This window comes from Pseudomonas sp. Emmai (assembly GCF_055179735.1).
Genome location: NZ_CM143685.1, coordinates 995,448 through 1,008,002, shown reverse-complemented (window position 1 = coordinate 1,008,002; position 12,555 = coordinate 995,448). Strand labels below are relative to the sequence as shown.

The window sequence follows — 12,555 nt, the reverse complement described above, 5'->3', positions numbered from 1 at the left end:
GCTCCCTCGCCACAGGGATGTGTACCGCCCCAAAATGATCATCAGGAATTCAATGACCTCGCTTAACCTCACCCACCTCGCCTGGACACCCCTGGGCCACGGCCACTGCCATCACCAGTTCCAACTGCGTGACGCCTCGTTGCACGTGGCCGCCGGTGAGTTTGTCGGGTTGATCGGCCCCAACGGCAGCGGCAAGACCAGCCTGTTGCGTTGTGCCTATCGCTTCAGCAAACCGGAAAGCGGCGAGGTCCGGCTCGACCACCACAACGTCTGGAAACAGTCCTCACGCTGGTGCGCCCAACGCATCGCCGTGGTCTTGCAGGAATTCCCCGATGCCTTCGGCCTGACCGTCGAGGAAGTGGTCGCCATGGGTCGTACGCCGCACAAAGGCCTGTTCGATGGCGACACCCTCGAAGACCGCCACCTCGCCACTCAAGCCCTGGAATCCGTCGGCCTCAAGGGCTTCGAAGACCATGCCTTCGCCACGCTCTCCGGCGGCGAAAAACAGCGAGTGATCCTCGCCCGCGCCCTGGCCCAGCAACCGCAATTGCTGATCCTCGACGAGCCGACCAACCACCTCGACCCGCGCTACCAGCTGGAGCTGTTGCAACTGGTCAAACGCCTGAACATCGGCACCCTGGCGAGCATCCACGATTTGAATCTGGCCGCCGCTTTTTGCGATCGGTTGTACGTGATCAACCACGGCCGCATCGTCGCCAGCGGCACGCCAAAAGCAGTCCTGACCACGTCGCTGCTGCACGATGTATTTGGCGTCGAAGCGCTGATCGACGACCACCCCCTTCACGGCTACCCCCGAATCACCTGGATAACCCAACCATGACTGTGCGCTCCCTGCTGTGCCTCGCCCTGCTGCTGGGCAGTACTCACGCCTTTGCCGAAGCAACGAAATACCCACTGACCGTCCAAAGCTGCAACCGCGAAGTGACGTTCAAGCAAGCGCCGAAACATGCCGTCAGCCACGACATCAACATGACCCAGATGATGCTCGCCCTCGGCCTCAAGCCAAGCATGGTCGGCTACAGCGGCGTCAGTGGCTGGAAGTCCGTCACCCCGGCCATGCAGTCGTTGCTCGATGGCCTGCCGGAACTGGCGGCCAAGTACCCATCGGTGGAAACCCTGCTCAATGCCAACGTCGATTTCTTCTTCGCCGGTTGGGACTACGGCATGCGCGTCGGCGGTGACCTGACGCCGCACACCCTGCAACCACTGGGCATCAATGTCTACGAGTTGACCGAGTCCTGCGCCTTCGTCATGAAGCGCCCCGCCGCGACCCTGGAAGACACTTACAACGACCTGCGCAACCTCGGCAAAATCTTCGACGTGCAGGACCGCGCCAACGCCTTGATCGCCCAGATGCAGGCGCAAGTCGCCGCGGTGCGCAAGGATCTGCCGGCGGACAAACCTCGCGTATTCCTCTACGACAGCGGCGAAGACCGGGCCATGACCTCCGGACGCCTGGGCATGCCGCAAGCGCTGATCGATGCGGCGGGCGGGCGCAATATTCTGGATGACGTCGAGGCCAGCTGGACGCGTGTGAACTGGGAGAACGTGGTCGAGCGCAACCCGCAGGTGATCGTGATCGTCGACTACGGCGAAGTCACCGCCGAACAGAAACAGCAATTCCTGCTCGACAACAAAGCCCTGCAATCGGTGGACGCGATCAAGCACCAGCGCTTTATCGTCATCCCCTACGTGCAAGCCACGCCAGGCATCGACAACGTGCTGGCGGTGGAAACCCTGGCCAAAGGGTTCCACGGCGAATGATCGACCGTCGCTACGCCTTGCTGCTGATCGCCCTGGGCACACTGTTGCTGGTGTCGTGCGTGGTGTCTCTGGGCTTCGGCCCGGCGCGGGTGCCGGTGGACGTGGTGTGGCGGATTCTGCTGCACAAGCTCTTCGGCATCGGCGTGCCGGATTGGGCGGCGGGCCAGGAACATATCGTGTGGCTGATTCGCGTGCCGCGCATGTTGCTCGGTGCGTTGGTCGGCGCCGGGTTGGCGTTGATCGGTGCGGTGTTGCAAGCGGTCACGCGTAATCCGCTGGCGGATCCGCACCTGCTCGGCGTCACCTCCGGCGCGACCCTGGGCGCGGTGATTGTGGTGCTGCATGTGGGTGAAATCGTCGGCCTGCTGACCTTGCCGATTGCCGCGTTTATCGGCGCGCTGGCGAGCATGCTGATCGTGCTGATGATCGCCAATCGCAACGGGCGGCTGGACAGTGATCGGCTGTTGCTGTGTGGCGTGGCGGTGTCGTTCGTGATGATGGCGATTGCCAATTTGCTGTTGTTTATGGGGGATCATCGGGCGAGTTCGGCGGTGATGTTCTGGATGCTCGGCGGGCTCGGATTGGCCCGTTGGGAATTGCTGGCGGTGCCGGCGGCGAGCGTGTTGCTGGGACTGGTTTTGTTGCTGGGGATGGCTCGGCCGCTTAACGCTTTGATGGCGGGCGAGCAGACGGCCGTGACACTCGGGCTGAATGCTCGCACCGTACGGTTGCGGGTGTTTTTGATCGCGTCGTTGATGACCGGCGTGTTGGTGTCGATCAGCGGCTCCATCGGCTTTGTCGGGCTGATGGTGCCGCACATCGCCCGGCGCCTGGTCGGGGCTGAACACCGGCGATTACTACCGGTGTGCGTGTTGCTCGGCAGCATCTTCCTGGTCTGGGTCGACGTCGCCGCACGCACGCTCATCGCCCCGGAAGACCTGCCCATCGGCGTGGCGACCGCCGCGATTGGCGGCTTGTTTTTCATCGGCCTGATGCGTCGTCGCTGAGCCCCTGTCACCAAGGGCTCAGCCAACAGGTCGGTGGATTACAGTTCGTCGTGCGCGGGTTGCGGCGGCACGACCGGGTAAGGCAGCGCTGACGGAGTGACCGGGCCGGGACGCGTCCAGTACCCATCCACCTCCAGCACCTGCAACCGGCTGATACCGATCAAGCGCTTGAAGAACCGGCCGACGCCCGCGCCCATGTCTTCCTTGAGCAGCGCGGTTTCCTCGGCGGTGAAATTGGGGGTGAACTTGAGCAAGGCTCCCCCGCGACCGCTCAGGTAACAACAAGCCCCCACCACGGCATTTTTTTTCAGGACATCGACGCTGAAATACAGATCGCCCAGGGCCAGGTTATTCATCAATTGCTGTTCTTCCTCGGTGGTCGGGTTGATCACCCGGGCGACCTTATAAAACTGGTGGACCGCCCCCAGCCTGAACCCGGCTGGAAATTCCGGTATCGGCAAGGACGGTGCCCCCGGCACGGTGACCGGCGCAATCGGCCCGCCGGGCCCCGAATAAAACAGGCGTGATGCCGGGTCGCTGTCGGGGCTGTCCTCCAACGGCTCGATCCCTACGCACAAATCGGCGTCGGGCAGCACTAACACCCCGCCCAGGTATGGCTTGCCCGTGAACGGTCCCAAACGGTGCTGGGCATGCCGCGCCGCATCATCGGCATGGGCGAACAGCGGCCCGAGCGCCTGGCGTTTTTCCCGCGGCCAGCGCACCAGTCCGATACCGGTTTTCACGCCATGGGCGTCCACCCGCAGTGGCGACCAGTAGCGACTGCGCTCCAGCACACGCAGCCCACCGGTCTTGATCAGTTTGCGAACGAATTCGAGCAGCGGTTCGTGGCCCGACTGGAGCAATGTGTCGTAGACATGGGTCGCCGGAAAACTCGCCCATTCGGTGGCCATCCGGGTGGCGCTGTAGTGCAGCAACGCACCGTCGGCACACGAAAGATACAACCCCAGGTACGTGTCACCCTCGGCGCTGGACACCCGCACCGCATCCAGCGCCCGCGTCAGCTCCCGAACCGAGACGAAGCTGCGGTGCAGGTCGTCCTGGCGCACAGCCGACGGCACCAGCAGATAAAGCCCCTGCACCGAAAACCCTGGCGGCAGCTGCGCCTGTGGAAACACCCGCTCCACACTCAACGGGCCCTCGGTGGCGGGGATCGGCAGCGTTGCGATATACCGCTCGACGCCCTGGGACTTGAGGAAATAACCGAACCTCAGTGCCCCACGAGACTGGGCCAGGCGATGCACATGGCGGGCGGCGTCATCCAGTTGGGTGAACAGCGGACTCAACGCCGGTTCGACAACGGCAAACCGCTGCAGCGCCTGCGCCGATACCGGACCGGTCCATTGCACCACAGGCCTTGGGCGCCCCCATGCCGGGCCGCCCTGGACCACCTGCAACTGTCCGGCGCTCGCCAGTCGCTGTACCAGATCCCCCGGGGTCAGCGTCCCGGCGCGCATCTGCAACTCCAGCACGGTTTGGCGTTGCTGCAAGCGGCTGGGCGTCGCCAGTGCCGTAGCCAGTGGCCGTGTTTGCACGTTGTCGCCGAGGCGGTAGCGCAGAAGGCTGTCATCGAGGCCGATCAGGTATTCATCACCCGGCGACCAGCGCGGACCGCTAAGCGGCGGCAAGACGATGGCGGCCAGAAAGTCCGTGGAAAACAGGTTCTGATACAGCGCCCGCTGCTCGCCGGACAAGGCAAACACCGGCTCGACCCGCCGCCGCGAATGGTAGCGGGCCACCACTGTGCTGCCGGCCACGGTGTCCGGCTGAATCCAGGCGGGCGGAAAATCCTCGACATCCACCGCCACCGGCATGGTCGCAACGAACCGGCCGTCCCGGCGGCGCAGCACCAGCCCACCGTAGACCCGCTCGCGGTCCGGTCCGACGTGCTGGATGACAAAACGCACCGCGTCATCCGGCCCGAGGAACACCGGGCTGAGCGGACGTCGCTGCCTTAAGGCAAAGGGTTGCCATTGCGCGGTCACCCGGCCTTTTTCGTCCCAACATTCGCTGCTGATCCGAACCTGCAATTCACCCCCTGCCGCGATGCTGTTCATGACCGAGGCAAAGGGCGGTGTGTCACGGCTCATGCGCGCCAGCAAGTCGTCGGCGCCCAGGCCGCCCTGTGCCAGGTCGAACAAGGTCGAGGTGCTCGAATAGCGATAGCGCAGCAAGGCACCGTCCAGGGCGGCGATGTACAGGGTCAGGTCCTGGTGATGGGTCAGCCGTTGCGTACCCTCGTCGTCGTGAAGCGCAGCGAACAGGTCCGTCAGGGCCAAGAAGTGTCGGGCGAACCAGGCATCGGCGGTGGACAGGCCCGGCAGCAGCCAACTGGCGGCGTAATAGACGCAGTGGGTGCGGAATTCGTCGATCAGCACCGCAGCGCCGAAATCACTCGCCAGGTTCAAGCGATTCAGGTCCTTGGCCGGCACCGTTTCGGTCGCCACGTATTCCTGCCGGGTCTTGTGCTTGAGGATAAAACCCAGGCCGCCACTGGCCGCCCGATAATCGGCGCGGGCGCGCTGACGGGCGTCGAGCACGGCCTGCTCCGCCGAGGCGAATCGGGGCCCCAGCACGGGCGCCAAGGGCCCGCGATGCACGCCGCCACCCAACAGGCTGCCCCGCTCGCCCCACAGGTCACTGCCGACGACGACCCGCAGTTCCCCGGTGATCGCCAGGGCGGTGATCAGCTCCGACACGGGCAGCGGATCGCTCACGTGGGGATTGGCGATGCGCTCTCGCAACCGGGTGCGGGCGCTCTGTGCTCGCTCGTCGCCGCGATAAGCCAGCACGCTGTCCGCCGCCCCGCACAGGTACGCCACGCTGACCGCATTACGGCTGTCCAGCAGCGCGTGAATATCCGCGTCGGTGAACATCTGCGCCGCCCTGCGCTGCTGCGCCTCGTCGGCGCCGCCGGGCCTGGCATCGCCCTGCCAACGCGACGCGTACAGCCCGTGCAGCGAATAACCGGCGGCCAACACGATGGGCGCACCGCTGCTGTCCCGGGGGCACAAGCGGTCGAGGACAAACCGGGGACCGAAGGCGGGCACCGGCAAGGTCGCGACAAACCCGTTGTCCGCCGAGCGCAGGATCAACCCGACATACGCCTGATCGCGCAGGCTGCCAATGGCCTGCTGGGCGAAGCGCGCCGCGTCGTCGTCGGTGATGAACACCGGGCTCAAACGGCTGGCCCCGGCGTAAGGTCGCCAATCCTGCGCGACGCGCCCGGCGACGTCCCATAGCGGGCTGCCAAGGATCACCGACAGTTCGCCATGGCCCGCCACACGTCGCACATAGTCGCTGGGGCTGAGTGTCCCGCTGCTCAGTTGCTCGTTGAAAGTCGCACTGTTGCGCAGGGCCTGTTCGGCCACATCGAGCGCGGGATCGTATTGCAACACCGCCCCCTCGCGGGTCCAGGTGTACACCTGCAATTCGTCGCCTTCCCGGCGCCGGTGGCTGTTCTCATGGACGAACCGTATGCCGTCCGCCAACTCGCCCGGCGTGAAGAAATGCGGGTACATCCAGGGTTCCTGGACACCGGGGAGCGCGTCCCCACGGGAGATGAAATACACGCCGTCGAGTTGGTAAGCCTGGGGCTCGGCCAGTTTGAGCCGGTTGAGGTCGTCGAACCGCAGCCGCCGCGTCAGCTCGGCGCTCGGTGTGGTCGAGACGATCGGGTAGGTGGCGAGACAGTCGCGACCGTCCGCCGACCGCAGGACGAAGCCCAGGTAGCGGCTGTTCGGCTCAAGGGCCTGCGCACTGCCCGCCGCGATGATGGCCTGGCTGGTGTAATCGGCGACCGGTCCATAGAACGCTTTTTCGTTGTGCACGGTGGTGCTGAGCGCCGGCGTGCCAAGCGTCCAGTTGCCCGACACCGTGCCCGCGCGCCCACCCCAGGCGGCATTGGCCACCAGCACTTGCAGGGTGCCGATGTGCGCCAGGTGCTGGATCAGGCGCTCGACATCGCTGAAGGAGCCCAGGTGGGTAAAGCCCGGCGTAAACAGTTGCCGTTCCCGGCCAGGTTCGGTGGATTCGTACTTGATCAGCGAGCCATCCGGCCCCGACAGGTAGTGGCGCTGCCCGTAGGGGCCGGGGTCCTGGAGGTGGGACGCCAGGTGCCCCATGAAAAAGAAACCGAGGTACAGGCTGATTTGCTCCTCCGTCCACTCCGGGTGCACGCGTCGCGGCTCGGCACGGTCGGCGGCGTGGGAAATGTAATAGCCCACCCCCACATAGCCTTCGGGCACCACGTAACGCTGGGAATCCGGCTCGTGGGCCAGCAGGTCGTCGAAGTCGAAATACAGCGTGCGCTTACCCGCCACCGGCAGCGTCGCCCGGTACTTGCCATCGCCGCTTTGCACGATGACGGCACCGTACGCCCGGTCACGCCGCTGACCGGTTTGCAAGTGCGCCCAATAGGCGGCGTCGTCCGCACTGATGAAGGTGGGGCCCAGCGCGGGGAAAACCGCACCACCGGAGGAAAGAGGAGGGAGTGGGATAGTCGAGTTGTCCATAAACGGCTCACCGGAAGAAGAGCCTTCATGATCGACATCCCCAAGCGTGGCGTGCGGTACATATGTATCGCGTGGCGAGACAGCGCCCGCGCCCCAATGTGGCGCAACCCGACGCACCCGTGCATCCTCGGCGTTCCTTTCTGGTGCGCCGGCACTCCCGGGCAACCGCTCTGGCACGACATTTACCGGCCAAACCCTGACCGGGCACAGCCCTTGCAAAACAGCCTTCAGTAGTCCGCCTCTGCCATCAAAAAAAATATCAATGTTCATGGAGATCGCACAATGAAGCGTCGCAGCTTGATCAAGGCTTTCACACTCACGGCAAGCATTGCCGCGATGGGCATGACCTGGACGGTCCAGGCCGCCGAGACCATCAAGGTTGGCATCCTGCACTCCTTGTCCGGGACCATGGCGATCTCCGAAACCTCCCTCAAAGACATGGCGTTGATGACCATCGACGAGATCAACGCCAAGGGTGGCGTGAACGGCAAGATGCTGGAACCGGTGGTGGTCGACCCGGCCTCGAACTGGCCGCTGTTCGCCGAAAAGGGCCGGCAGTTGCTGACCCAGGACAAGGTCGCCGTGGTGTTCGGTTGCTGGACTTCGGTGTCGCGTAAATCGGTGTTGCCGGTGTTCGAAGAACTCAACGGCTTGCTGTTCTACCCGGTGCAATACGAAGGCGAAGAGATGTCGCCGAACGTGTTCTACACCGGCGCCGCGCCGAACCAACAGGCAATCCCGGCGGTGGAATACCTGATGAGCGAAGAAGGTGGCAGCGCCAAGCGTTACTTCCTGCTTGGCACCGACTACGTCTACCCGCGCACCACCAACAAAATCCTGCGTTCGTTCCTGCACTCCAAAGGCGTGGCAGACAAGGACATCGAAGAGGTCTACACACCGTTCGGCCACGCCGATTACCAGACCATCGTCGCCAACATCAAAAAATTCTCGGCCGGGGGCAAGACCGCGGTCATCTCCACGGTCAACGGCGACTCCAACGTGCCGTTCTATAAAGAACTGGCCAATCAGGGCCTGAAAGCCACCGACGTACCGGTGGTGGCGTTCTCGGTGGGCGAAGAAGAACTGCGCGGCATCGACACCAAACCGCTGGTGGGCAACCTCGCGGCGTGGAACTACTTCGAGTCCGTCGAAAACCCGCAGAACAAGAAATTCGTCGCTGACTGGAAAGCCTACGCGAAGAAACACAACCTGCCGGGCGCCGACAAAGCGGTGACCAACGACCCGATGGAAGCTACCTACGTCGGCATTCATATGTGGGCGCAAGCGGCGGAGAAAGCCAAGTCCACTGACGTCGACAAAGTCCGCGAAGCCCTGGCCGGCCAGACCTTTGCCGCGCCGTCGGGTTACACGCTGACCATGGACAAGACCAACCACCACCTGCACAAACCGGTGATGATCGGCGAGATCCAGGCCGACGGTCAGTTCAACGTGGTGTGGCAGACCGAAGGTCCGATCCGTGCCGAGCCGTGGAGCCCGTTTATCGCGGGGAACGACAAGAAGCCGGATTATGCGGTGAAGAGCAACTGAGGCACCTGACTGAACTCACACGAAACCTGTAGGAGCGAGGCTTGCCCGCGAAGGGGACCTCAAGGCCGCCAAAAGCTTCGCGGGCAAGCCTCGCTCCTACAGGTTACTCATCGCCTTTCAGGACGTTGCCATGTCCCTTTATCGTCTATTTCTCGCCATCGCACTCTTGCTGCCGATGGCCACCCACGCCAGCGACGCCGAAGACTTCGTCGCCGCCAATCCCATGCAGCAAGCCAAGCTTCTGGAAACCTGGGCCGCGCAGCCCGATCCGGCCCGTGTCGAGCTGATCAACGCCCTGCAACAAGGCGAACTGACCGTCGACGGCCAACCGAAAACCCTGCGCCTGAATAACCGCCTGCGGGGTCTGATCGACACCGCGTTGGCCAGCCACCAATTGCTCGCCGCCGACCCGAAAACCCGCTTGGCCGCCGCGCAGCAATTGCAGAAAAGCGCCAAACCCGCGCAGCTGAAATTCCTCGACCAGCAACTGGCTGGCGAAAAAGACGACACCGTTCACGCCGCGTTGAGCCTGGCGTTAGCCAACCTGCAACTGGTGGACAGCGACCCGAGCGTGCGTCTCGCCGCCGTGCGTTTGCTCGGTGAAACCGGCGACCCATTGGCCCGTACACGCCTCGAAGGCTTGCTCGAACCCGGTGTCGAAGCCGATGCCGGCGTGCGCACTGCCGCCGAAACCAGCCTCGCTCAAGTCAAACGCAAACTGCTGATCGGCGAGATGCTCGGCCAGGCCTTCAGCGGCATGTCCCTCGGCTCGATCCTGCTGCTCGCGGCCCTGGGCCTGGCGATCACCTTCGGCCTGCTCGGCGTGATCAACATGGCCCACGGCGAGATGCTGATGCTCGGCGCCTACTCGACCTACGTCGTGCAACTGATGTTCCAGCGCTTCGCCCCGCAGGCCATCGAGTTCTACCCGTTGATCGCCCTGCCCGTGGCGTTTTTCGTCACCGCCGCCATCGGCATGGCGCTGGAGCGCACGGTGATCCGCCACCTCTACGGCCGCCCGCTGGAAACCCTGCTCGCCACTTGGGGCATCAGCCTGATGCTGATTCAGTTGGTGCGTTTGCTGTTCGGCGCGCAGAACGTCGAAGTCGCCAACCCGGCCTGGCTCTCGGGCGGGATTCAGGTGTTGCCGAACCTGGTGCTGCCATACAACCGCATCGTGATCATCGCTTTCGCGCTGTTTGTGGTGGTGTTGACCTGGCTGCTGCTGAACAAGACGCGCCTGGGCCTGAACGTGCGCGCCGTCACCCAGAACCGCAACATGGCCGCCTGCTGCGGCGTGCCCACCGGGCGGGTGGACATGCTCGCCTTCGGCCTCGGCTCGGGCATCGCCGGCCTCGGTGGCGTCGCGTTGAGCCAGATCGGCAACGTCGGCCCGGACCTCGGCCAGAGCTACATCATTGACTCGTTCCTGGTGGTGGTGCTCGGCGGTGTCGGGCAGTTGGCCGGTAGCGTGCTCGCCGCGTTCGGCCTCGGTATCGCGAACAAGATTCTCGAACCGCAGATCGGTGCGGTGCTCGGCAAGATCCTGATCCTCGCGCTGATCATTCTGTTTATCCAGAAACGTCCGCAAGGCCTCTTCGCATTGAAAGGACGGGTGATCGACTGATGAACCAGCCCCTGCTCGTTACCGCAACACAAAAGGCCGGCCCGAGGGTCACGATTGCCGTCGGCGCAGTGATCCTTGTTTTGTTGCTGGCGCTGCCGTTGATGTCGCTGCTCTCGCCGGTCAGCGTGTTCCACGTCTCGGCCTACACCTTGACGTTGGTGGGCAAGATTCTTTGCTACGCCATCGTCGCCCTCGCCCTCGATCTGGTCTGGGGCTACGCCGGCCTGCTGTCCCTCGGCCACGGCTTGTTCTTCGCCCTCGGCGGTTATGCGATGGGCATGTACCTGATGCGCCAGGCTTCGGGGGATGCGTTGCCGGCGTTCATGACCTTCCTGTCGTGGACCGAATTGCCGTGGTACTGGACCGGCACCAGCAGCTTTCTGTGGGCGATGTGTCTGGTGGTGCTAGCGCCGGGATTGCTGGCCCTGGTGTTCGGCTTCTTCGCCTTCCGCTCGCGGATCAAGGGCGTGTATTTCTCGATCATGACCCAGGCGCTGACCTTCGCCGGAATGCTGCTGTTTTTTCGCAACGAAACCGGGTTTGGCGGCAACAACGGCTTCACCAATTTCCGCACGATTCTCGGGTTTGGCATCACCGAACCGGGGACGCGCGCGGTGCTGTTTTTTGCCACGGTGGTGTTGCTGGTGGCGAGCCTGTTTATCGGTTGGCGCCTGGCGCAGAGCAAGTTTGGCCGGGTGTTGACCGCGCTGCGGGACGCGGAAAACCGTTTGATGTTTTGCGGCTACGACCCGCGTGGTTTCAAGCTGTTCGTGTGGGTGTTGAGCGCGGTGTTGTGCGGTCTGGCCGGTGCGCTGTATGTGCCGCAGGTCGGGATCATCAACCCGAGTGAAATGTCGCCGACCAACTCGATTGAAGCGGCGGTTTGGGTAGCGCTGGGCGGTCGCGGCACGCTGATCGGGCCGCTGCTCGGCGCCGGTGTGGTCAACGGCATGAAGAGCTGGTTCACCGTGGCATTCCCGGAATACTGGCTGTTCTTCCTCGGGGCTCTGTTCATCATCGTGACCTTGTATCTGCCCAAGGGTGTGATCGGTCTGCTGAAGAAAAGGGGCGAACAATGAGAATCACACCAACGGCGGAATTCATGCTCGAACCTGTGTTTTTTCCACCCGAACCGAACAAGGATTCAGGCACCAGCCGCGACGCCATCGGCCTCGGCCAACGGGTAACGCAAGGCCTGGACACCCGCCACGGCACGATCCTGACCCTGGAAGACATCAGCGTCAGTTTCGACGGCTTCAAGGCGTTGAACGCGCTGAACCTGTACATCGGCGTCGGCGAATTGCGCTGCATCATCGGCCCCAACGGCGCGGGCAAGACCACGCTGATGGACGTGATCACCGGCAAGACCCGCCCGAGTCACGGCAAGGCCTGGTTCGGGGAAACCCTGGATTTGACGCAGATGAGCGAAGTGCAAATTGCCCAGGCCGGCATCGGGCGCAAGTTCCAGAAACCGACGGTGTTCGAAGCCTTGAGCGTGTTCGAAAACCTGGAGTTGGCGCAGAAAACCGACAAATCGGTGTGGGCCAGTTTGCGCGCTCGGTTGAGCGGCGAGCAACGCGACCGTATCGCTGAAGTGCTGGACACCATTCGCCTGACCACCTCGGTCAATCGCCCGGCCGGGCTGTTGTCCCACGGGCAGAAGCAGTTCCTGGAAATCGGCATGTTGCTCATGCAAGACCCGCAATTGCTGCTGCTCGACGAACCGGTGGCGGGCATGACCGACGCCGAAACCGAGTTCACCGCCGAACTGTTCAAAAGCCTGGCGGGCAAGCATTCGCTGATGGTGGTGGAGCATGACATGGGGTTTGTGGGCTCGATTGCTGACCACGTCACCGTGTTGCACCAGGGCAGCGTGCTGGCGGAAGGGTCGCTGGAGCAGGTGCAGGCCGATGAACGAGTTGTTGAAGTTTATTTGGGGAGGTGAATCGGCCAGCTTCAAGCCGCAAGCATCGAGCGGCAAGTTGAAGCAAAGCCGTACACCGTTCCGCTCTCACTTGCAGCTTAAAGCTTGGCGCTTGAAGCCCAACTAACGGAG

The 12,555-nt window shown here is 63.5% G+C and carries 8 protein-coding genes; 7 read left to right on the top strand and 1 reads right to left on the bottom strand.

From position 1 onward, the window contains the following. Window positions 1-52 precede the first annotated feature (52 nt). The 3 genes from ACY4LX_RS04435 to ACY4LX_RS04425 are packed head-to-tail and all read left to right on the top strand — an operon-like array spanning window position 53 to window position 2,792. Window positions 53-841, top strand: coding sequence for an ABC transporter ATP-binding protein (locus ACY4LX_RS04435; RefSeq protein WP_149660737.1), 789 nt, complete (start codon window positions 53-55; stop codon window positions 839-841). Further along, window positions 838-1,785, top strand: a complete 948-nt coding sequence (locus tag ACY4LX_RS04430; protein ID WP_463259268.1) for an ABC transporter substrate-binding protein — start codon at window positions 838-840, stop codon at window positions 1,783-1,785. The genes ACY4LX_RS04435 and ACY4LX_RS04430 overlap by 4 nt, the downstream gene beginning before the upstream one ends. After that, complete coding sequence (locus ACY4LX_RS04425; protein WP_149660638.1) at window positions 1,782-2,792, top strand: FecCD family ABC transporter permease; 1,011 nt, start codon at window positions 1,782-1,784, stop codon at window positions 2,790-2,792. Before ACY4LX_RS04430 ends, ACY4LX_RS04425 begins: the two co-directional genes overlap by 4 nt. A gap of 38 nt (window positions 2,793-2,830) precedes the next feature. Here ACY4LX_RS04425 and ACY4LX_RS04420 read toward each other — a convergent pair whose 3' ends face one another. Then, window positions 2,831-7,324 carry a hypothetical protein gene (locus tag ACY4LX_RS04420; RefSeq protein ID WP_463259267.1) on the bottom strand — a complete coding sequence of 1,498 codons (4,494 nt, stop codon included), beginning with the start codon at window positions 7,322-7,324 and terminating at the stop codon, window positions 2,831-2,833. Window positions 7,325-7,606: 282 nt separating this feature from the next. On the opposite strand from ACY4LX_RS04420, the gene urtA reads away from it, so the two are divergent. The 4 genes from urtA (at window position 7,607) to urtD (ending at window position 12,444) form a co-directional block, all read left to right on the top strand. Beyond that, entirely contained in the window at window positions 7,607-8,872 is a 1,266-nt protein-coding gene (gene urtA, locus ACY4LX_RS04415) for an urea ABC transporter substrate-binding protein (protein WP_123402373.1), read from the top strand. A 130-nt stretch (window positions 8,873-9,002) separates the two neighbouring features. Next, the gene (gene urtB / locus ACY4LX_RS04410; protein ID WP_463259266.1) at window positions 9,003-10,499 is read left to right on the top strand and encodes an urea ABC transporter permease subunit UrtB; all 1,497 of its coding nucleotides are present in this window, start codon (window positions 9,003-9,005) and stop codon (window positions 10,497-10,499) included. Then, a complete protein-coding gene (gene urtC, locus ACY4LX_RS04405; RefSeq protein ID WP_123402375.1) occupies window positions 10,499-11,578 on the top strand; it encodes an urea ABC transporter permease subunit UrtC in 1,080 nt (359 codons plus the stop codon). Before urtB ends, urtC begins: the two co-directional genes overlap by 1 nt. Beyond that, window positions 11,575-12,444 carry an urea ABC transporter ATP-binding protein UrtD gene (gene urtD / locus ACY4LX_RS04400; RefSeq protein ID WP_463259265.1) on the top strand — a complete coding sequence of 290 codons (870 nt, stop codon included), beginning with the start codon at window positions 11,575-11,577 and terminating at the stop codon, window positions 12,442-12,444. Before urtC ends, urtD begins: the two co-directional genes overlap by 4 nt. The last annotated feature ends 111 nt before the right edge of the window (window positions 12,445-12,555 follow it).